At 52.2% G+C, this 20,716-nt stretch carries 25 protein-coding genes, 1 tRNA gene and 1 pseudogene; 15 read left to right on the plus strand and 12 right to left on the minus strand.

Annotation, left to right across the window (positions count from 1 at the left end; translation table 11 throughout):
* Positions 1-80 precede the first annotated feature (80 nt).
* The 3 genes from AC1UKS_RS08680 (at position 81) to AC1UKS_RS08690 (ending at position 2,121) form a co-directional block, all read left to right on the plus strand.
* On the plus strand, positions 81-563 hold the full coding sequence (locus AC1UKS_RS08680; RefSeq protein WP_482436486.1) for an Hcp family type VI secretion system effector: 483 nt from the start codon (positions 81-83) through the stop codon (positions 561-563).
* An 83-nt stretch (positions 564-646) separates the two neighbouring features.
* Entirely contained in the window at positions 647-1,447 is an 801-nt protein-coding gene (locus AC1UKS_RS08685; RefSeq protein WP_482436488.1) for a hypothetical protein, read from the plus strand.
* A 134-nt stretch (positions 1,448-1,581) separates the two neighbouring features.
* The gene (locus AC1UKS_RS08690) at positions 1,582-2,121 is read left to right on the plus strand and encodes a DUF2058 domain-containing protein (RefSeq protein ID WP_482436489.1); all 540 of its coding nucleotides are present in this window, start codon (positions 1,582-1,584) and stop codon (positions 2,119-2,121) included.
* Between the two features lie 117 nt (positions 2,122-2,238).
* Here the strand turns inward: AC1UKS_RS08690 and AC1UKS_RS08695 are convergent, their stop codons facing one another.
* The 3 genes and pseudogenes from AC1UKS_RS08695 to AC1UKS_RS08705 all read right to left on the minus strand — a co-directional run bounded on the left by AC1UKS_RS08695 (position 2,239) and on the right by AC1UKS_RS08705 (position 4,102).
* Positions 2,239-2,667 (minus strand): putative T6SS immunity periplasmic lipoprotein, encoded by a 429-nt coding sequence (locus AC1UKS_RS08695; RefSeq protein WP_482436490.1) that lies wholly within the window; start codon positions 2,665-2,667, stop codon positions 2,239-2,241.
* Between the two features lie 2 nt (positions 2,668-2,669).
* A pseudogene (locus AC1UKS_RS08700) lies at positions 2,670-3,200 on the minus strand (type IV secretion protein Rhs).
* A 203-nt stretch (positions 3,201-3,403) separates the two neighbouring features.
* Positions 3,404-4,102 (minus strand): RluA family pseudouridine synthase, encoded by a 699-nt coding sequence (locus AC1UKS_RS08705; RefSeq protein WP_482436491.1) that lies wholly within the window; start codon positions 4,100-4,102, stop codon positions 3,404-3,406.
* Positions 4,103-4,303: 201 nt separating this feature from the next.
* Between AC1UKS_RS08705 and AC1UKS_RS08710 the strand changes: the two genes are divergently transcribed.
* Positions 4,304-4,786 (plus strand): cold-shock protein, encoded by a 483-nt coding sequence (locus tag AC1UKS_RS08710; protein ID WP_053142382.1) that lies wholly within the window; start codon positions 4,304-4,306, stop codon positions 4,784-4,786.
* Between the two features lie 103 nt (positions 4,787-4,889).
* Entirely contained in the window at positions 4,890-5,135 is a 246-nt protein-coding gene (locus AC1UKS_RS08715) for a DUF2543 family protein (RefSeq protein WP_482436493.1), read from the plus strand.
* A gap of 119 nt (positions 5,136-5,254) precedes the next feature.
* Here the strand turns inward: AC1UKS_RS08715 and AC1UKS_RS08720 are convergent.
* The 3 genes from AC1UKS_RS08720 to AC1UKS_RS08730 form a co-directional block, all read right to left on the minus strand.
* Positions 5,255-5,330, minus strand: a tRNA-Asn gene (locus tag AC1UKS_RS08720).
* Positions 5,331-5,431: 101 nt separating this feature from the next.
* Positions 5,432-6,223, minus strand: a complete 792-nt coding sequence (gene mtfA / locus AC1UKS_RS08725; RefSeq protein WP_482436494.1) for a DgsA anti-repressor MtfA — start codon at positions 6,221-6,223, stop codon at positions 5,432-5,434.
* A 186-nt stretch (positions 6,224-6,409) separates the two neighbouring features.
* Positions 6,410-7,072 carry a hypothetical protein gene (locus AC1UKS_RS08730; protein WP_013202703.1) on the minus strand — a complete coding sequence of 221 codons (663 nt, stop codon included), beginning with the start codon at positions 7,070-7,072 and terminating at the stop codon, positions 6,410-6,412.
* 606 nt (positions 7,073-7,678) lie between these two features.
* On the opposite strand from AC1UKS_RS08730, the gene AC1UKS_RS08735 reads away from it, so the two are divergent.
* Positions 7,679-8,374, plus strand: coding sequence for a phosphohydrolase (locus AC1UKS_RS08735; RefSeq protein ID WP_265910818.1), 696 nt, complete (start codon positions 7,679-7,681; stop codon positions 8,372-8,374).
* Between the two features lie 82 nt (positions 8,375-8,456).
* A complete protein-coding gene (locus AC1UKS_RS08740) occupies positions 8,457-8,705 on the plus strand; it encodes a hypothetical protein (RefSeq protein ID WP_013202700.1) in 249 nt (82 codons plus the stop codon).
* A gap of 46 nt (positions 8,706-8,751) precedes the next feature.
* On the opposite strand, the gene AC1UKS_RS08745 is transcribed toward AC1UKS_RS08740, so the two are convergent.
* Entirely contained in the window at positions 8,752-10,344 is a 1,593-nt protein-coding gene (locus AC1UKS_RS08745) for a methyl-accepting chemotaxis protein (RefSeq protein WP_482436496.1), read from the minus strand.
* Between the two features lie 190 nt (positions 10,345-10,534).
* On the opposite strand from AC1UKS_RS08745, the gene AC1UKS_RS08750 reads away from it, so the two are divergent.
* A complete protein-coding gene (locus tag AC1UKS_RS08750) occupies positions 10,535-11,935 on the plus strand; it encodes a DNA cytosine methyltransferase (protein WP_482436498.1) in 1,401 nt (466 codons plus the stop codon).
* Positions 11,936-11,988: 53 nt separating this feature from the next.
* Positions 11,989-12,456, plus strand: coding sequence for a very short patch repair endonuclease (locus AC1UKS_RS08755; RefSeq protein ID WP_151037123.1), 468 nt, complete (start codon positions 11,989-11,991; stop codon positions 12,454-12,456).
* A gap of 8 nt (positions 12,457-12,464) precedes the next feature.
* Here the strand turns inward: AC1UKS_RS08755 and yedA are convergent, their stop codons facing one another.
* Complete coding sequence (gene yedA / locus AC1UKS_RS08760) at positions 12,465-13,382, minus strand: drug/metabolite exporter YedA (RefSeq protein WP_482436499.1); 918 nt, start codon at positions 13,380-13,382, stop codon at positions 12,465-12,467.
* Positions 13,383-13,554: 172 nt separating this feature from the next.
* Here yedA and AC1UKS_RS08765 point away from each other — a divergent pair, with 172 nt between their 5' ends.
* The 4 genes from AC1UKS_RS08765 to AC1UKS_RS08780 all read left to right on the plus strand — a co-directional run bounded on the left by AC1UKS_RS08765 (position 13,555) and on the right by AC1UKS_RS08780 (position 15,287).
* Positions 13,555-13,827: a hypothetical protein gene (locus AC1UKS_RS08765; protein WP_265910813.1), complete on the plus strand. Its 273-nt coding sequence runs from the start codon at positions 13,555-13,557 to the stop codon at positions 13,825-13,827.
* A gap of 14 nt (positions 13,828-13,841) precedes the next feature.
* A complete protein-coding gene (locus tag AC1UKS_RS08770; protein ID WP_482436500.1) occupies positions 13,842-14,753 on the plus strand; it encodes a DUF808 domain-containing protein in 912 nt (303 codons plus the stop codon).
* A gap of 37 nt (positions 14,754-14,790) precedes the next feature.
* Positions 14,791-14,922 (plus strand): hypothetical protein, encoded by a 132-nt coding sequence (locus AC1UKS_RS08775; protein WP_482436501.1) that lies wholly within the window; start codon positions 14,791-14,793, stop codon positions 14,920-14,922.
* Between the two features lie 185 nt (positions 14,923-15,107).
* Positions 15,108-15,287, plus strand: a complete 180-nt coding sequence (locus AC1UKS_RS08780) for a YodC family protein (protein ID WP_013202693.1) — start codon at positions 15,108-15,110, stop codon at positions 15,285-15,287.
* A 74-nt stretch (positions 15,288-15,361) separates the two neighbouring features.
* On the opposite strand, the gene AC1UKS_RS08785 is transcribed toward AC1UKS_RS08780, so the two are convergent.
* The 3 genes from AC1UKS_RS08785 to yodD form a co-directional block, all read right to left on the minus strand.
* Positions 15,362-16,582 (minus strand): glycosyltransferase family protein, encoded by a 1,221-nt coding sequence (locus AC1UKS_RS08785; RefSeq protein ID WP_053142410.1) that lies wholly within the window; start codon positions 16,580-16,582, stop codon positions 15,362-15,364.
* A 42-nt stretch (positions 16,583-16,624) separates the two neighbouring features.
* Positions 16,625-17,428: a mannosyl-3-phosphoglycerate phosphatase-related protein gene (locus AC1UKS_RS08790; protein ID WP_482436502.1), complete on the minus strand. Its 804-nt coding sequence runs from the start codon at positions 17,426-17,428 to the stop codon at positions 16,625-16,627.
* A gap of 367 nt (positions 17,429-17,795) precedes the next feature.
* The gene (yodD, locus tag AC1UKS_RS08795) at positions 17,796-18,029 is read right to left on the minus strand and encodes a YodD family peroxide/acid resistance protein (RefSeq protein WP_482436503.1); all 234 of its coding nucleotides are present in this window, start codon (positions 18,027-18,029) and stop codon (positions 17,796-17,798) included.
* 330 nt (positions 18,030-18,359) lie between these two features.
* Between yodD and AC1UKS_RS08800 the strand changes: the two genes are divergently transcribed.
* Together AC1UKS_RS08800 and dsrB are read left to right on the plus strand one after the other, a co-directional pair.
* Positions 18,360-18,518 carry a YqaE/Pmp3 family membrane protein gene (locus AC1UKS_RS08800; protein ID WP_013202689.1) on the plus strand — a complete coding sequence of 53 codons (159 nt, stop codon included), beginning with the start codon at positions 18,360-18,362 and terminating at the stop codon, positions 18,516-18,518.
* Between the two features lie 65 nt (positions 18,519-18,583).
* The gene (gene dsrB, locus AC1UKS_RS08805) at positions 18,584-18,778 is read left to right on the plus strand and encodes a protein DsrB (protein ID WP_013202688.1); all 195 of its coding nucleotides are present in this window, start codon (positions 18,584-18,586) and stop codon (positions 18,776-18,778) included.
* 91 nt (positions 18,779-18,869) lie between these two features.
* Here the strand turns inward: dsrB and AC1UKS_RS08810 are convergent, their stop codons facing one another.
* Positions 18,870-20,573 (minus strand): methyl-accepting chemotaxis protein, encoded by a 1,704-nt coding sequence (locus AC1UKS_RS08810; RefSeq protein ID WP_482436505.1) that lies wholly within the window; start codon positions 20,571-20,573, stop codon positions 18,870-18,872.
* Positions 20,574-20,716: the final 143 nt, after the last annotated feature.

The following is a 20,716-nucleotide window of genomic DNA, read 5'->3' on the forward strand; positions in this document are numbered from 1 at the left end:
ATCTTCTTGTAAAAAAAGTCTATTAAGTTTATTTAATAATTAGGTTGCTCACTTTTCATCTCTTTAAAAGGAAAAAGCGAATGTCTGTTGATATGTATCTGAAAGTTGATGGTGTAACCGGCGAATCCGCTGACTCTAATCATAAGAACTGGATTGATATTCAGTCTTTCAACTGGGGAGCCAGTCAGCCAGGCAATATGGCGGTAGGTGGCGGCGGCGGTGCCGGTAAGGTCCAGTTTAGCGACCTGGCGGTGCAGGCGTTTATCGATAAAGGCACTCCGGCGATCATGAAATTTTGTGCGTCAGGCAAACATGTCAACAGCGTTGAGCTTTCCGTTTGTAAGGCCGGTGGCCAGAAAGTTGAGTACACGCGTGTCGTCCTTGAAGACGTGCTGGTCACAGGATGCAAATTCACCGGGGTGGGCAGCACCGATAAAATCATGGTCAGCTATTACTTCCAGGCAGCTAAAGTAAATCTTCATTACTGGGAGCAAAGTGAACAGGGCACCAAAGGCGCAGAAACGAAATCAGGATGGGACGTTAAGCAGAATAAAGAAATCTAATTGTCTGGGGTATAACAATGGCTGGCATAGCATCCGCGATAACTAACGCTATTTATAATGGTGGATCGTTCGATCATGAGGAGATGAAACTGTTAGTCGATATCATCAATCACACACATGATGATGACCTGTACAGTTTTGCCAATGATGATGTCGAACAGGCGATGAAAACCTACACGGCTCTGCTGAACAACACCAGTGGCCGTACGGCGATGAGTGAGGATGATGTTGAGATGGGGCTGTTATCTAACCGCGCCCATGCTGTGATGGTGACGCCCAATAACCAGAATTTCTTCAATAAACACACCGCGGGAAATTCCGGGTGGTGGAATCCCCTGAAGGTCCGGGATGTTTACAATAAGTCTAATCGGGATTTTTTATGGGAGATTCTGGCGCCCATCGGCACCTTTTTGACTTCCGGGAGTACCATTGCCGCTATCTTGAGGGAAGTCAGCGTCAGGGTAGCGCTGTACTCCGCAGGCTCAACCTCTGCCCTGGTCTCTTTATTATTGGTGCTGAGATCAAGGAATAAAGAACATCAGCTGAAAGATAATAAAGACTTAATGAACGCGTTTAAGTCTCTTGCCAAGTCGAAAATTGAACTAAAGAAATCGTACTTGAAAGTTATTTCAAAGCTAAGGAATGATTTAGGCCCGCATGTGAAAGAGGACAAGAAGGAAGATACTCTTGATAATCTCAATAGCGATCTTAATATTTGGGGGGCGAGTGAGGGTATGAAAACCTTCATTCATGGCGGCTTTCTGAATATTTCGGGCGATTCTAATCCCGAAATAAAGATTGTGGACAACGGTTGGGTGATCAATTTTGATCATACGATGACCTTCAGTAAGAACGATATTGAGATTCTGGAGAGAATGGCTTAACCACCTTTTACCGGCTATGAACGATGAGGAGCGCGCGCCGACTTCGTTCATGGCCTGTTCCTGCCTTGCCACCTGATTCGGCCTGAAAAAACAGGTATAATCCCCCAAAATCAGGTAACCAGTTAGAGACCAGGATGACAAAACTCACCTTACAAGAGCAGATGCTAAAAGCAGGATTAGTGTCGAGCAAGAAATTGGCCAAAGTGCAGAAGACGGCCAAGAAATCACGCGTTCAGGCGCGTGAAGCCAGAGAAGCGGTTGAAGAGAATAAAAAAGCGCAGGTCGAGCGTGATAAGCAACTGAGCGAACAGCAGAAGCAGGCCGCGTTATCGAAAGAGCACAAGGCGCAGGTGAAGCAGCTGATTGAGATGAACCGGATCGCCATTGCCAGAGGCACCATCGATTTCAACTTCACCGACAATAATCTGATCAAGAAAATTGCCGTGGATAAAACCACCCAATCCCAACTGATCAGCGGCCGTCTGGCCATTGCCCGCCTGAGTGCGGATAACAACGGTGAAAATACCTATGCCATTATCCCTGCCAGCGTTGCCGACAAGATTGCCCAACGTGATGCGAACAGTATTGTCCTGAACAGTGCGTTGAGTCAGGAAGAGCAGGATGAAGACGATCCGTACGCGGACTTTAAAGTGCCCGATGATTTGATGTGGTGATTCGCTGGACGCTGACTTTGTTCCCGGTTAAATGACCCGGTGGTTGCCGCCTGAAAAAAGCAGGCGGTTTTGCCGGGAAAAAAACCTCTCTATCAGCGGCATTCTTTGCCATTCTGCTTAGCGCGTGGTTTCGTTCGCGTTGAGAATAAAGGTTTCAACATCGCCGCCGGTGAACTCAACCCCAATCACAACGCTTCGTTCAGACTGCTGATCGTCAGGTTTCTGAAGAATGTATTGTACGATGTACTGGCCGTTCTCAGAGAATTGATAAAATGCGGGAGGGAGACAAAGTTTTCCATTTGCGACAGTCAAATCAGGTGAGTCCTTTATGGACAGCTTTTGTGGAGGCGTTCCTCTCGGGTTTATTGCGATGAGGGAAGGTTGGTAGTCACTGGCATCTGGAATATCGAAGCATATTTCAGCCCCAACTTTACTGACCGTAGTCGTTTCGTCAGCTTTTAGCCTGTCACCTGAACCTGGACATCCACTCAGGAATATAACTGAGGCCGCCAGGATAGAAGAGCGTATTTTAATTAAGTTATTCATTATCATCCCCATGGGAAGTAACGCATCGTTTCTTGATATTTTTGTTTAATCACCGCTTCGCTTAAATCCCCGTCCAGGGTGATATCTCCCCTCCGTCTGAGGATCATCCACACGGCATAGCCGTAATGGCTCAATATAAAGTGGTCCGCAATAATTTGAGCCTGTTGTTCCATGGGATAGCGCCTTAAAGGTCGTCCATCGAGTCTGTAGCGATAGCTGACAGCAAAGCTTATCAACCCTCTTGCGATGACATTCATGCCTCTTTCACGCTGCCATACATGGCTCATCTCATGGATGAAAAGGTGCTTATAGGGATAGTCAGCTACTGAGAAGTCATTGCAATATCAGGCCCTGAAATACAACTCTCCATTCGGAGTCATTGCGGTATCTTTGTTTTGCAGGCCGAAGGGTAAGTAACTTCCATGATGAATCCAAACTTTGTTGTAATGAATCGCTTCTCCAAAAACAGACTTAGCGATTTTAATCTCACCCAGAGTAAGTAGCCTCAGACTGCCTTCCTTATTCTCACTCATTGAAACCTCCTTGTGTTTATCTAAGGTTAACATATGGATAGCTAAGTTCAATGCTTTGGTTGAGAGGCCATAGAGCCTCTTTTGCTTGCTGACAACTGATATTTCAGCCTGATATCACGTCAACCTTTCCGCTGCTAACCGCGCTCTCAGATAAGGTAAAGTCGTAAGGTGAGACAGGCAATTAGCAGCGGTTCAAAGGTCTGTCAGAACGGACTGTTATGACAGGCGTTGATCGGTTCCTGGCTGATGGGATGCACAAAATGCAGCGCGCTGGCGTGCAACATCAGCCGTGGTGTTTGTTCGGTGCCGGGCAGCATCAGGCCGCCATACAGGTCACAGCCCAAAATTGGGTGGCCCAACTGCTGGCAGTGAATGCGCAGCTGATGGGTGCGCCCGGTTTCCGGGGTGAGCTGCACCCGCGTTACTGGCAGTGACGTCCCGTCTTCACACTCACGATAAAAGCGCTCGACGACCTGATAACGCGAGCGAGCTGGCTTGCCGTTAATTGCGCAAATCGACATCAGCGGGAACAGCGCCGGATCTTTGGCTATCGCGGCGTCGATAACCCCGTCATCTTCCGCCAGATGCCCGCACAGCAGGGCGCTGTACACCTTGGTCACCGTGCGCTGGCTGAACTGATGACACAGAGCGGCATTGATCGCCTTATTGCGCGCAATCACCATCAGCCCGGAGGTGCCGAAATCCAGCCGATGGATCAGCGTACAGCCGGGGAACAGCTGCACCAGCCGGTGATGCACCGAGTCGAGATTTTGCGGATTTTTGCCCGACAGGCTGAGCAGTCCGCTGGGCTTATTGATTAGCACCAGATGCGGGTCCTGATAGAGGATCTCAATCTGATCATGGCACGGCGGGGCAATAAAGGTATCGATAATCCTGGACATCAGGTAACCAGCAAAGAGAGGGGCAGCGGATGATAGCGAATTTTACGCCGACTGACGACACTGGCGAAGGGCGGGTCAGATCACCGCCTCCTCGCAAGTCGGCAAATTATCGTCCAGGCTTAAAGAAATGGTCTGCGCAGGCATTGTGATTTACACTGCGCGCTGCAAAAATTGAGCAAATAAACGATTAAGTAGGCGGTAATGGCGATGAACGGAACAATCACAACCTGGTTTAAAGATAAAGGCTTTGGATTTATCAAAGATGAAAACGGTGATAACCGGTATTTTCATGAGGTTAAGGTCGCCAACCCTGATCTGATCAAGAAAGATGCGGCGGTGACTTTTGAACCGACCACCAACAGCAAAGGGCTCTCAGCCTATGCGGTCAAGGTCGCACCGGAAAGCAAATACATTTATATCGCCGGTGAGCGCATTAAGCTTACCTCGATCAAGTCTTACGTGGTGTTCAGCGAAGAAGTGCCAGCTGATACCCGCATCGATAAAGAAAATGCCGTGCTTTCCGTGGGCATTCTGATGAGCAGCATCAAGCCTAAATCAGCCACCACCGCGGGCGAAATGCGCTCGGTGAAAAAACTGGCGATCACCACCTTCCAGGGCACGACCTTAATCTTCTCGGAAGATGAGATCGACGTGGATACCACGGTGAAAATGCTGAAGGTCTGATTTTCGCTCCCGCGCTGAACCGCGGCGTGTAAATACGCCGGTGTTCTGCAGGGAAACCTCCCCATCATTGATGACCGATCAAGACAGTAAATTTGGACTCTTTATGAATAACGAAATAGCGCTTAAATATTATGACATCGCCGATGATTATGTGGCGGAATCTGCCAAGCCGGTGAGCGAGCCACAGCGTGACGCGCTGGCTCATTATTTCCAGCTGCTGCTGACCCGCCTGGCGGATAATCAGGAAATCAGCGAAGACACGCAGAAAGAGATGGCCCGTGAAGCGGGTATCGACGCGCAGCAGATTGATGGCATTGCGAACTACCTGAATGAATGGGGCAACGAGTAGCTTTTACCCGAAACACGTGAAGCGGATATAAGGTCACGCGCTTTATATCCGCTTCGGGTTGCGCCGAAAATGAATAGCAAAAAGCCCGCTTAAGTTTCCTTAAGCGGGCTTTTCTAATATGGCTCCTCTGACTGGACTCGAACCAGTGACATACGGATTAACAGTCCGCCGTTCTACCGACTGAACTACAGAGGAATCGGTTTCGATGGGGCGCATATTAGCGGGGTAGCCCAGGTGTGTCAACAGCAAAAAACACGCTAGCTTTCAACTGGCTAGGATTAAATCAACCCGACGTATTAGTGAACAATTCCACGGTCATTTTGTCGGAATTGCGCGTCTGAATAGCGTTTGGCCGGATCCTGGCGGTAAAACTGGCTAAAGCGTTGATAGAGGCTGGGGAAACGATCCTGCACGATGTCCGGCGCAGTGAAGAAGTACTCCGATAACACGGCGAAACATTCGGCGGCATCGCTGGCGGCATAGGCATCAATGCTGGCGGCGTTTTCACCGACGGTATCAATCTCATCCTGAATATCCTTCATCGCCGCCTGCAAATCCTGCTCCCAACCGGCCACATCACGCAGCGCAATCGACGGCACGCCATTGGCATGACCGCTGCCGCGGCTGTCGAGCTTATGCGCCACCTCGTGAATGATCAGGTTATAACCAGAGAGATCCCAGGAGTCCTGCACATCCAGCCAGTTCAGTACCACCGGACCTTGCTGCCAGCTCTGACCCGAATGCACCATCTTTTCATGGTGAACCAGACCAAATTCATCCTGCCACTCATCGTCGACCACAAAAGGGGAGGGGTAGAGCAGCACTTCATGAAAACCGTCCAGCCAGTCATAACCCAGATTCAACACGGGCAGGCAGAAGATCAGCGCAAGGCGGGTACTTTTCAATTCATCCAGCTGGAAGTCTTGCAGCGTGACCAGGCGCTTTTGCTGTAAAAAGCGTTTCGCTAATGCGACCAGCGATGTCTTTTCAGCCGCGGTCAGCGCGCCAAGTAAAGGAATCGCCATTGCCTGCTGCCAGGGCAGCGCGTCTGCGGCATCTTCGTCGGTTTTCCACGGCCATTTGATCATGATGCACCCGGTTCGCTGAAGGGATCTTTACCATGCCGCAGCGCACCGTCTTACGCAACTGCTGCGTGGGAGCAACAGTGCATAAGAAAGAAAGCTGAATGTGGGATACGCTGGCTTTAAGGCGCATATTCAATCACTTAAAACCAGCGGTGTCTGTGATGAAGTACAAAAAAGCGGCCTTTCGCCTCAGACGCGTTCGAACTCAATCACCCAGACCCAGGGGTTAACTTCCCAGCTGGTGCCACCGTACTGTAACGCCCATTGTTTACGATAGGCATCTTTGCTGGAAACCGCTTCGCTGTGCATGGTGAAAAAATTATTCAGGAAATGGGAGTCGGTTTGCACACCCTCGGCGATCACATCGTCATCGCTGATATCCTGAATTTTCTCGACACGAATGCCGGTGACCACCAGATCGATACGGCTTGCCCAGCGGGGCATATGAATGCCGGCCTGCCAGCCGAACTGCTCTTGTTCATCCAGCTCGGCGGTTGCGAACTGGCTGGTATCGGCACGGTACTGGCAATAACGCGCGCTTTTAAATGCCGCTGGCGAACGCTGATATTCCGCCATTTCGTCAGGCTCGATAACCGGGCCGCGCCAGGTTTCACGGACCCAAAGCCTGTCGCCGGGTTGTCCGTAAGGGCAGTGGTAACTTAAGTTTTCCATGCCCATAACCCGGTTGCCTTGCAGGTGATTATTCAGCACATCAATACCATAGCACCCCTCATGGTTATCCTGTCCGGGACCAAAGAGTTGTGACTTCATAATGCGCCGAGTTTGGCTCTGTTGGCCTGAGAGCAGCGCTCGCACCCGTTGATCGCTAAACAAAATCGGGCGTTCTTTCATGGTTTGACCTCTGTTACTTACATGTTGAACCGATAAACACAGCAACGCTAAAAAGACAAGACAGAATAATCTGAACATTAGCCTGAAGAAAAATACCAGAATCAAAAATTTAGGTAAACATTAGCTGTGCTTGTTGATTTCATTGCCAGGTTAGGACCATTGCACCTGCTGAATTATCAGGTCGTCCTACCCGGTCTTACCCAGGATGACCCCCTAAAATATAGGCGGGGTAACAAATTTGACATATGTCGTCTTTACAATCTCTTACAGTGCAGATGCTGAAACCGCGTACCGTCGCGAGGTAAAAATGCCCCAAAACAAGAGATTGTTGGGTAGGGTTAATTCTATCTCACTCTTTGCATAAAAGCCGACAGTTAATTTCACGGCGTTCATTATGTCTGTTTAACCATTTGCCTGAAAATTAATCAATAAATTTTCTTATGGCAAAAGGCTGAAAAGACGAAATATGTTGTGATTCCGTTAAAATTAGCGTTATAAACATGATGTGGATCTCGTTTTTGACCAATTGGTACAGGCGGGTTTCCAGCAGTGGACTGGCCTTCACCCACTGACATCTCTACAAGTCCAAACAATAAGGAGAAGTCTATGTCGCTTATTAACTGGCAACTGCGTTTTGAAAGCTGGCTCCATGAGACCTGGCCACAGGATGATAAAGCCCACGATGTGGCCCATTTACGCCGTGTCTGGCAGACAGCACAGCGTATTATGAAGGGCACCGAGGCGGATGAGCTGGTTGTGCTGACCGGCTGTTATTTCCACGATATTGTGAACCTGCCGAAAAATCACCCGGAACGTCATCTGGCGTCTGCGCAGGCCGCGGTCGAGACCCGGCGCGTATTGCGCGAGGTCTTTCCTGATTTCCCCAAAGATAAATACGAAGCGGTGGCTCACGCGGTTCATGCTCACAGCTTCAGTGCCGGCGTAACCGCTGAAACGCTGGAAGCGAAAATCGTGCAGGATGCTGACCGTCTGGAATCATTAGGCGCGATTGGATTGGCCAGGGTGTTTTATGTGTCTGGCGCGCTGGGGCGTTCACTGTTCGACAGTGCCGATCCGCTGGGACGTGAACGACAGCTAAATGATACCGAATGGGCGCTGGACCATTTCCAGAAGAAATTGCTCCGCCTGCCTGACACCATGCAAACCGTTGAAGGTAAACGTCTGGCGGAACACAATGCCCGTTTTCTGGTGACCTATATGGCCAAGCTGTGTGCTGAATTGAAAGGCGATTTCTGCGCACTCGATGAGGATGTGTTGCGGGAATTTAGTCCGGCTTCATAGAAATATTAAATTTTTATGAACATATGGTTAAATCGCACGATACAGGCTACGTTATCTGGGACATTTTTCAGGAGAATCAGTGATGACCGATAACGTAAGCCTTACGATTAAGATCGACCCTACTTTAAAAGAAACCCTCAAATCTCTGGCGCTGGAAAACCAAATCTCCCTGAGTCAGGAAGTTTGCCAGCGTCTGCAAAACAGTCTGACCGCCGTGGAACACACCGCCGTCGATAATCAGGGCACCGCAGAAGAAACTGACGAGCAGCTGAACGCCAGCGAACTCAAGCAGATCCGCGCGTTACTGAAAAAATCCAAAAAGAAGAAGTAACCCTCCTTCTGATTGCCCCTCATCGCTGCGAGGGGCACGCTTCCAGTTACAACACGAACTGACTGACGCTTTGCGATAACCGCTGTGCATGGGAAACCAGGTTTTCTGATGCACTGGCACTCCGTTGCGTTAACGCCTCGCTGTTTTTCACCTGTTCATTCAATCGTCCAATTTCGCTGGCAATGGCATTCACGCGTTTACTCTGCGCGCTGGCATTTTGCAGTAACTCATGCAGCACAGTCACCACGCCCGTAACCGAACCAGCAATCTGTGCATACAGACTATCCAACGCCTGGACTTTGCTAAATCCATTATCAATATGCTGATGGGTGCTGGTAATCAAACTATCAATATTGCGGGTCGACGCGCCGCTTTTTTCCGACAGCAGGCCAATCTCTCTGGCGACAATCGAAAAACTGCGACCGAAAATACCAGCATGGGCCGACTCTATCGCGGCGTTCAGCGCCAGTATTTTAGTTTGCAGCGACAGGCTATCCAGTAGCGTCACAATCCCGGCGATTTCACCTGACGCGCCGACAATCTCACGCATTTGTGCCTCGACATCCGCAACCATTACCCCACAGCGCTGGGTGAGCGTATCCGCTTGCTGAACCTGTTGCGTGGCATGGCTGGCAAAGCCAACGCTGTGTTCCACTTCTTCCGCGACCCGGTTAAGACGCTCGCTGATATGAGTAAAGGCTTCAGTCTGCTGCTGGTTATGCGCGCTGAACTCATCATTATGCTCAGACATCTGTTCCGCGCTGGTCATCACCGCCAGCGAGATGGCGTTTATTTCACCGACGATATGCTGCAAGCCGCTTTGCATCTCGCCAATGCTGTCATTCAGTTGGCGAATTTCACGGGCGTATCGACCCCGTGATGGCGTCTGCTGCGACAGGTCACCGACGGCAATGCGCGACAGCTGACGCGATACCTGATTCAGTGGCAGGATCACCCCGCGCAACAGCAATCCGCCGCCGGCCATTAACAGCGCCAGTAGCAGTGCCGAAATGCCCAGCGATACGTTACGGCTGGTGGTCAATGACCCAAGCGTGGCGTCATTAACCTGCGATGATTCGGCATTGGCCTGGTTTAGCGTCTGGTAATAAGCGTCATTAAACTGTTGCTGGAAGGCCTGCATTGGTACCATAAAGAACCCATCGATATCGCGTGCATTAAGGCCTTTCAGCTGCTCTTTCAGCCCGTCAACCAGCATGGCAAAATTTTGGCTCAGCGGGCCGTTGCTATCGGCATGGTATTGAGCAAACAGTTTTTGCGCATTCTCCAGCGAGGCCTGCGCGCTTTGCGCCAGGCTTTTCCAGCTGTCGACCGATCCGGTTTGATTATCCTGCATTAAATATATTGCGCCGCCCTGACTGTTATCGCTGGCGGTGAGTAGCTCCATGCGTGCTTTATCCAGCAACGACTGTCGCGCTGACAGTTGATGCGCAACGGCGACATTCTGCTGGGTGCTGTCCACCAGGCGCGTCAGCAGCAAAACACTGGCACATTGCATGACACAGAACAGCAACAAAAACAGCGTAAAGGCCCCGCGCAGGCTGTGAAGCCAGCCCGGCAGCGCGAAGGAGACGGCACGGCGACGAAGCAGACGGATGGGCAGAACGGTGAGCAGCGACATACAAAGACTCCAAAAAAAGAAGAGAGTATTGGCGCTGTTTATGACAGTCATGTTGCGGCCCAGCCAGATGTACGCTAAACAGTTTTAGATCCGTTGTTAAGGCAAATAGCCTGCCCGATCTTTTTTCCGCCTGGCGCGGGCGCAGCGAAGTGATAGACTGCAGGCGTTTACTTATTGATGTCGGGTGATTATGAGCGAGTTTGACAGCGTGGCGCTGCCGTTAGCCGAACAGGCAAGCCAGCAGAAATTTGATCAGGACTGCGAGTTACTGCACAAGGTGCTGGCGATTTATGACCAAAAACGGATCCTGGCGGAATTACAGCAAGCCAGCCAGCATGGCTGGACGCGCGACAGCCTCAGTCGCTGGATGAGCGGTAAAAGCGCCGCAACGCCGCTGACTGAAGCTGAGCATCAGGCGCTAAGCCAGCTGCTACCGACACCACCCGCTCATCATCCGCATTATGCCTTCCGCTTTATCGATCTGTTTGCCGGCATCGGCGGCATTCGCAGCGGCTTTGAAGCCATCGGCGGTCAGTGCGTGTTCACCAGTGAGTGGAACAAATATTCGGTCAGAACCTATAAAGCCAACTGGTACTGCGATCCTGACGCACACCGCTTTAATCAGGATATCCGCGACGTCACCCTGAGCGGCAATCCGGCGGTGAGTGAGCAGCAGGCTTATCAACATATCGATAAGCAGGTGCCCGACCATGATGTGCTGCTGGCCGGATTCCCCTGCCAGCCGTTTTCACTGGCCGGCGTGTCGAAGAAAAATGCGCTGGGCCGGGCCCATGGATTTGAATGTGAAGCGCAGGGCACGCTGTTTTTCGACGTGGCGAGGATTATCACCGCCAAAAAGCCGGCGATTTTCGTGCTGGAAAACGTCAAAAATCTGAAGAGCCACGATAAAGGTAAAACCTTCCGCATCATCATGGATACGCTGGATGAGCTGGGTTACGACGTGGCAGATGCCGAAGCCAGCGGTGCCGGGGATCCCAAGATCATTGATGGCAAACATTTCCTGCCGCAGCATCGCGAACGTATCGTGCTGGTCGGGATGCGTCGCGATCTGAAACTGCCGGAATTCACCCTGAAGGCGCTGTCCACGCTCTATCCCAAACAGCGCATCCCGCTGCTTGCCTTAATGGAGCCCGAGGTTGACGCCAAATACATTCTGACGCCAACCTTATGGAAGTACCTTTATAACTACGCCAAAAAGCATCAGGCAAAGGGTAACGGCTTTGGCTATGGCTTGGTGGATCCGCAGGTGGAGACCGGTGTGGTGCGCACGCTGTCCGCGCGCTATTACAAGGACGGCTCTGAAATTCTTATCGATCGCGGATGGGACCGCCAGCTGGGCGAAGCCGATTTTGACCAGCCCGAAAACCAGCTGCGCCGTCCGCGCCGTCTGACGCCAAGAGAGTGCGCCAGGCTGATGGGCTTCGAAGCGCCGGGCAGTTACCGCTTCCGCATTCCGGTTTCAGATACTCAGTCTTACCGCCAGTTCGGTAATTCGGTTGTCGTGCCAGCGTTTGCGGCGGTGGCTAAGCTGCTTCAGCCGTGGATAGCGTTGGCGGTGAAGCAGCGTTAATTGGCCCGATCCTAAGCTGAGCTATACTTAGCCAAAGCATAAGGATGATAACAATGGCCGACGTTCACTCCTCTGAAATCCGCAGCAAAAATATGCGCGCGATCCGCACGCGCGATACGGCGATTGAAACCCGGCTGGCAGAGTTGTTGACCGGCCTCGGCTTACACTATCGGGTGCAGGACAAGGCGCTGCCGGGCCGGCCCGATTTTGTGCTGGATGAGTATCAAACCATTATCTTCGTCCACGGCTGTTTCTGGCACAAACACCATTGCCATCTGTTTAAGGTTCCGGCGACGCGGACGGCATTCTGGCTGGGGAAAATCGACAGCAATGTCGCGCGAGATAAGCGCTATATTGCCGAACTGAGTGCGGCGGGCTGGAAGGTGTTGCTGGTGTGGGAATGCGCGTTGCGGGGCAAAACGCGGCTGGAAGAAGACGCGATGACCAGCCGGCTGGAAGAGTGGATCTGTGCCGGAAAGGGAAACGGAGAGATCGATTCCCAGGGGATCCGGCAGATTTAAGGGTCGCGTTACTCGCCCAATACGCAAGGTTTCACGGTAGGCCTGGCCGGGAACAGGTATTTTCCCAGCGTCACCAGGATCACCGCCAGCACAATAATTCCTAATGCCAGCCACTCTCTTGAGGTCAGGCTCTCCCCGCCAAATCCAATCCCCAGCAGCACGGCCACCACCGGATTCACATAGGCGTAGCTGGTGGCGATGGCCGGCGGCACATTGCGGATCAGGTACATATAGGCATTAATGGCGATCACCGAGCCAAACAGGCTCAGATAACCCAGTGCCAGCAACCCTTCAATCCCCGGACGCGTGGCCAGATGCTCACCGCTTACGGTGCTGGCGGTCAGCAGGACGATACCAGCGGTCAGCATTTCCACCGCACCTGCCATCATGCCGTGTGGCAAATTAATGCGTGAACCCCAGACGGATCCAAACGCCCAGCTTAATGACCCCAGCAGGATCATCAGCGCGCCCCAGGGATTTCCCCCCAGATGGCCGCCGCTATTCAGCAGTACGATGCCAACCAGCCCAACACCAATTCCCAACCACTCAATCCAGCGGGTCTGGATGCCGAATAGTCGACTAAAGCACATCGCGAACAGCGGCACCGTCGCCACCATCACCGCAGCAATGCCGGAAGGGACATTCTGGTGCTCAGCCACCGTCACTGCACCGTTACCGATCGCCAGCAGCATGATGCCGACCAACGCGGCATTCAGTGCAGGACGCCAGCCGGGCAGCTTTTCGCCACGTAGCAGCAGGAACACCAGCAACACGACACCGGCCAGCAGGAAACGCAGACCTGCCAGCATCATCGGCGGCCAGCTGGCAACGCCCACTTTGATCACGAAGTAGGTTGATCCCCAGATAAAGTAGAGGGCGAACAGCGCGGCTAACAGCGGCAGCAGGGCAGGAGCACGGCGTAACATGATATTTTTCTCGACCTGTTAAAGGAGGGTTAACTTAACGCTAAAAAAACGTTTCAACCAGATGATAAAACACTTTTTTTCCGGCAAAAGGACGATTAGCGTCACACAAGTTGCATCCCTCGTTCATAATTGTTTAGATCACACTCTTTAACATCTCTCGGCAGGGTAAACCATGGCCAGTATCAAACTCACGGTAAGACGGCTGTATAAAATCAGCGGCGAGCGCATGGTGAATACCCATGCGACCGCACGGATATTTGTCGGTGAATACCTGGTGGCAACCGAAGAGATTAGCGGAATGACCGAAAGCCCGGTGAGTAAATACCTTCATCATCATCAGGCCGAAGGGCAACCGATCCGCGTTGAGTGGGATTGCGACGGTATTGCCGATATGGCAGTGGCCGAAATACAGGTTTGTCCCTGTTGTCAGCACGATGAACAATAATAAGGAACGTAATTTTGGCAGGAACGAGCTTACTGACACTTTTGGACGATATTGCCACGCTGCTGGATGATATTTCGGTAATGGGGAAGGTGGCGGTAAAGAAGACCGCTGGCGTCCTTGGGGACGATCTTTCGCTGAACGCGCAGCAGGTTAGCGGCGTTAAGGCCAATCGCGAACTGCCCGTAGTCTGGGGCGTTGCCAAAGGGTCTTTCCTCAATAAATTAATCCTGGTGCCGCTGGCGTTAGTGATCAGCGCCTTTGCCCCCTGGGCAATCACCCCTTTACTGATGGTTGGCGGGGCTTATCTCTGTTACGAAGGCTTCGAAAAGGTGCTGCACAGTCTGCACAAGGACAAGTCGGCGAACACGCCGGAAGCGAGAGAAGCACGCATTAAGAAACTCTCCCAGCAGAATGCGGCCGAGTTTGAAAAGAAAAAGGTCAAAGGCGCGATCCGCACCGACTTTATTCTGTCGGCTGAAATTGTCGCCATTACTCTGGGTATCGTCTCTGAAGCACCGTTGATGAACCAGGTATTGATACTGGCGGGCGTGGCGATTTTGGTCACGGTGGGCGTGTACGGGATTGTGGCCGGTATCGTTAAAATCGACGATCTGGGCATGTGGCTGCAGGAGAAATCCTCAGCGGTGGCGAAAGCCATTGGCGGTGCGCTGCTGGCGATGGCGCCGTGGATGATGAAGATCCTGACCGTGGTGGGCACTATCGCCATGTTCCTGGTTGGCGGTGGAATTATTGCTCATGGCGTGCCGGCCATTCATCACTTAATCGAGCATTACACCGCTGATTTCGCCGGGATCCTGGCCTCCGTGCTGAGCAATCTGGCACACCTGGCACTGGGCCTGATTGTGGGGTCAATCGTGCTGTTGGTGGTGAATTTGGTTGCCAGGATGCGGGGTAAATCAGTATAAAGGCAGCTTATTCGCGAGTAAGATCTCTGGAGTGATGATGAAAGACGACATTTTTGAATTTGATATTGATGCCGAGCTGGAACAAGCCGAAGCCAATGCGCAAAAAAAGGCCAGTGAAGTGCCTGCCGACTTAGGCGATGAAGCGGATTGTGAAGGTTGTAAAATCTGACGCCAGAGCGCCAGTACTTTCCCTTAAAAGGCGAATAACATTGGTTATTCGCCTTTTTTATTTGCCTTAGATTGAGCAAGTTATCGGAATTTAACATAAGTTTTACTCCCCATTAACAGAATAAAGCTGGCCCGCCTGCTATACCTGAAGTTCCGGTGTCAGGTCTGCAAACATGAGAGGTGGTTATGATCATGGTCAGTCAGGAAGTGCAGCTTAAAAGTGGTGGTCCGGCGATGGTGGTGACAGGCTATGCCAGTGGCATGGTTGAGTGTCGCTGGTATGATGGTCACAGCGTTCGTCGCGAAGCCTTCAGGGAGGAAGAACTCTCACCTTTGCTCACTGGCGAGAGCCAACTTGCCAGCTAGCACCAAAAAGCAGGACGAAGTCGCTCCCGTCCTGCTTTTTCTCTCCTGAATTGCACTGCCGTCTGGCGCGATAATTACACGTTGCCGGCGTTATCCTCTTCTACCGCTTCATAAATCCGATGCAGAATATCCGGAAACGCTGACTGAACGCGGCTCCAGCTCGGGATAAAAGGCTTCTCGTTTGGCCGTTCAATAAACGACTGACCGGCATCCAGAATCGACTGGGTAAACATCTCAACCGCCGCCTCCTCGGCATGCTGATCGAACTTCAGGCCGTTCATCGTCGCTTCGTGGTTATAGACTTCCATCATATCCAGCGCATTGCGGTAATAGGTCGCTTTCAGCACGCGGAACGAATCGCTGGTGATGTTCACGCCCATCGTCGCCATCTTACGCAGCAGCGACTGCACAATGTCATTGCTCATCCTGCGCAAGCCTCCGGTGCCATCCTCTTCCGATAATGGCTGATGCTTGTGGTCGTAATTATCGGCAATCTCGACCTGACAACTCTGTCGGGTAGTGTAGTTACGGTAAATTTCTGACAGCACGCCGATTTCAAGTCCCCAGTCGCCCGGGATCTTGATGCCGTTGAGGACGTGAGTGCGCATGGCGAATTCACCGGAGAGCGGATAACGGAAGCTGGAGAGGTAATCCAGATACTCAGAATGGCCATACACTTTTTGCAGTGAGCGCAGCAGCGGGCCAACCAGCAGGCGGCCCACGCGGCCATTCAGCTTGTTATCCGCCACGCGGGCATAGAAACCTTTGCAGAACTCATACTGGAACGAGGGATTGGCCAGCGGATAGAGCAGACGTGCCAGCATGCCGCGCTCGTAGGTGACAATATCGCAGTCATGCAGCGCAACGCAGGAGGACTTGTCTGAAGCCAGCGTGTAGCCGGTACAAAACCAGACGTTGCGCCCTTTACCCGGCTGTGACGGCGACAGACCTTCTTTATCCAGTTCCGCATCCAGCGCTTTCAGACGCGGTCCATCGTTCCACAAAATACGGTGCCGCTGCGGCAACCGCGAGAAGAACTCACGGGCAAACAGAAACTGCTCACGGTCAGCCTTGTCGAGGCCAATCACAATCTCTTCGAGATAGGGGACTTTCGCCAGCTCGTCAACGATGTTGCTTAACGCCGGTCCTTCCAGTTCAGAGAATAAAGAAGGCAGGATTAACGCCATTTTGCGCTTTTTGGAGAAACGCACCAAATCCTTCTCAAGTTCCTCAACCGGCCGGCCGGTGAGGTTATGGAAGTTGGTAATTACGCCGTTCTGGAAAAAATCACTCATCGCATTCCCCTTAATGGCGGGTTATCGGCAGCAGGCCGATCCTCACCCCTGGTTTAAAAAGTGCGTAAGACCTTCACTCCAGCCTTCAGGGCCGAAATACGCACTGTGGAAAACGTGCTCGTTATCTTCACGCTGCAGCGTGACGGGTGTTTTACTGTAACCCTTAATAATGACGGCAAAATCGACTTTATCCAGCATGGGCGCATCATTGGGACCGTCGCCTAAGCCCACCGTCAGCCAGTGCTGGCCGGATGGATTTGGGTAGTGGCTGAGCAGAAAGTCCAGCGCCGCGCCTTTTCCCGCACCCTGATTGGTGACGCTCCAGAAACGTCCTCCCTGCAACAGCCCCAACTGCTCGGCGGCCAGCACCTGCTTAAAGGCAGTGAACTGCTGTTCGGTGTCGCGCCAGATCAGGCTTTCCGATCCTTCACGCATGCGCGCCAGCGAGGCGTTATGCAGCGTCAACCCGGTCCAGTCAGCCACTTCCTGTTCGGTCACATCGGCAAATCCGGTAAACTTGAAGTGATAGCGGTCGCGCAGTGCGTGCAGGGTCTGGCAAATCTCGGTGTAACCTTTTTGTGTCGGTTGAGCCAGGGCGTCCTTAAACCCTTCCCAATGGATGATGGCGCCATTTTCCGCGATATAGGGTGCGCCGGTCAGACCCAGCTGGCGCTGAAGCGGTAGGATCTCGGCGGCGGTTTTACTGGAACAAATGACCACCGGGATCTGTTGCTCATTAAGGCGATCCAGCCAGGGCTGAGCAGGCTGCCAACTGTAGGTATGATGATCGAGCAGGGAGCCATCTAAATCCGTCACAATCATCAGGGGATCATTCAGCGTGGGCATAAGCCATCCTCCTCGTTCACAACGATAAAAATGCAGGATAATCAGAGAGTATAACTCCGGCTGGAGACTCCGAAGGCTGAAACGCAGAAATACTGTCCGTTGAGGCCGGAGGAGTGATAAGAATTATCCTAAAAAATAGCGGGGGTTGTACAAGGGCAAAATAAAATGAGAATACCGTCTCAACGCGCGGCAGCATTGGGCTGGCCGATTTTTACTTTGTACAATTTTCACAATACTGTACAACTTTAGCAAAACTTGGGACTTGTCTTAGTAGAGAAGTCAGGTAGTCTGCTGCAGTCAGAGAATTTCCTCTGTAACGAATTTCAAAATGAATTTTTCATTCCCGGCCAGATGGCCGGGATTTTTTTTATCTGTTCACTTCAGAAACCGTGAAATCGCGGATATCAAGTTCGAAGGCGTCGGCAAGCTCGGTGTACGAACGGTACTCCCGACCATCCACCCTGACTTTGTGCGCGCGGTCATTATCCATAAACTCTTTGACCTCGCCGCTGGAACGATCATGGATCGCTTCCAGTAACGCCTCAACGTCAATATTGACTTCACGCTGAACATTGTCGCTGTACTCTTTTGCAATAGTCATCACGGAGTTCCTCGGCCGATCGTATCAACTGAGTATAGATGGCGGGAAGGAAAGGGGAGGCGGGAAACAGGCAAAAAAAAGCCCGCGCTGCGCGGGCAAAAATCCTTGTTACTTTTAGGTTGACTGCGCCTTTGGGGATGGTGCAGTGGGGAGAGTGTATGCAATCTCCCTGTCAGAAGTCCCACCGCGAAACGTTAAGAAAGTGAAAAGAGGCGTTGCGCCAGACATTACGTTGTTTTACACGCTGCCACCGGGCGGCATTATGCATAACGGCTATACTTATCAGTCGATTAGACAATAATAAGTTTGAATCCACGCTATGGAGGCGACATGGACCTTTTACGTATCATTATTGCGATTATTTTACCGCCAGTTGGGGTGTTCATGCAGGTCGGTTTCGGCGGCGCGTTCTGGCTGAATATTCTGCTAACGCTTTGCGGCTATATCCCGGGAATTATCCACGCCGTGTGGGTAATTGCACGTCGTTAACTGACTCCACTGCCAGAGGCGTTAATTTCGGTTAAACTTAGCGCATCTATCAAGGGAGGAACGCAATGAAAGTGAACGATCGGGTCACGGTCAAAACCGACGGAGGCCCACGCCGACCGGGCAAAGTACTGGCTGTAGAAGATTTCAGTGAGGGCACGATGTTTCTGGTTGCGCTGGAAGACTATCCGCTGGGGATTTGGTTCTTCAACGAGATTGGCCACAGCGATGGCATCTTTGTGGAGCCACATCCGGAAGCCTGACGGCGGGAACGGTGTTGCGATCCTGTTGCCTCTGACCCGGCAGCACGTTATTGAAGTAAAGGGGCGAACTGAAAAGTTCGCCCCTTTTCGATCAGAAGGTTTCCCAGTTATCGCTGTTCGCCAGCGCAGGACGGCCAGTAGCCAGCGCGGCTTTAGGCTGAACCGCCTGCACCGGCTGTGCTACGCGGCGCGGTGCGCTGTCACTCAGATGGAAGGCGGCAACGGCCTGGGTCAGGCGTGAAGCCTGTTCTTCCAGAGAAGAGGCGGCCGCTGAGGCTTCCTCAACCAGCGAGGCGTTCTGCTGCGTTACGTTATCCATTTCGGTCACCGCCAGGCTGACCTGCTGGATACCGCGACTCTGTTCATCAGAGGCGGCGGCAATCTCGGCCATAATGTCGGTAACGCGGCGCACCGCACCGACAATGTCGGTCATGGTGTCGCCGGCATGGCTGACCTGCGAAGACCCTTTACCAATCAACTCCACCGATTCAGAAATCAATCCTTCAATCTCTTTCGCCGCGCCCGCACTGCGTTGGGCCAGGTTACGCACTTCGCTGGCGACCACGGCAAAACCGCGACCCTGTTCTCCCGCCCTGGCGGCTTCGACCGCCGCATTCAGCGCCAGAATATTGGTCTGGAAGGCGATGCTGTTGATCACCGTGGTAATTTCGGCAATTTTCTTTGAGCTGGTGGAAATATTATTCATGGTGCTGATCACGCCGGAGACAATTTCGCCGCCCTGACTGGCTTTACCTGAGGCATCGGCAGCGAGCTGGCTGGCATGATGCGCGTTCTCGGCATTCTGTTTCACCGTGGCGGTCAGCTGTTCCATACTGGCTGCGGTCTGTTCCAGCGCGGCGGCCTGCTGTTCGGTGCGCGAGGAGAGGTCGGTGTTCCCGGCGGAGATTTCGCTGGAACCCTGATAAATCGCTACCGCACCTTCACGGACGGTGCCGACGGTTTTCACCAGCGACTGCTGCATATTTTGCAGATTGCTGCCCAGCGTGCCGATTTCACTTCTTCCCCAGTTTTGCAGCGGCGCGGTCAAATCGCCACGGGAAATATGTTCAATTCGCTCAACCGCCTGACGCAGTGGCGTGATCACCACACGACGCAGGAAGATAAAGGTCGCCAGGGTAAGTAACAGCGCGGCAGCAAACGCGGCGGCCATCATAATAAAGCCCAGCCGGGTTTGTGCTTCGGCCTGTTTATTAATGGCGTCGGCGCGTTGAGTACGAATGGCAATGGCTTTTAATAATATGGCGTTATACGCATCATCAAACTTACGGGTGTAATCCGTTTCCTGCGCAATCACCCCTTCGAAGCTGCCGTCTTTGGCGCTTTTCACCATCGGCAACAGGCCCTGAGTGACATAAGCATCGAATTTGGTTTTCAGCTCGCCATCCAGCGCCATGTCTTCCGGGGTTTTCACCCGACGATTCAGGTAAGCATTGAAGCTTTCCGTCGCTTGCTGAATCCGCTTTTCGGTCTGCTTAACATTATCGTTAAAGGCATCCATCTCGCCGATTCGGGCGGAGGCACCGGCATGGATGATATTCAGGCGGGCGGTACGTAAATGGTTAGAACTGTTCGAAATCGCCATTCGGACCTGAATTTCTTCCGTAACGTCCTTCAGTGACTGATTACTCTGGATAAGAAAATAGCTGGCCAGCGCAATACACAGGGCAAACAACAGCAGGATGCCACCCAGGATCGCGGAAAATAAAGGTACCAGTCGCAGATGTTGCCAGAAACTGATCCCGTTTTGTTCGGCATTGAGGTGTGATGATTTCATGTCCTTTTGCTCTCTGTAAGGGGTAAGCGAAGCGGGGAGCTTCGGTCTGTCTACAGAACATCGGCAACAGGTGGGAAAGGCTTAGCGGAGAAATGAGATCTGGTTAACACTTTGGCTCAAAAAAGAAAAAGCCGGCAAACGCC

It is taken from the genome of Erwinia sp. AK-PDG3-5, assembly GCF_056821705.1.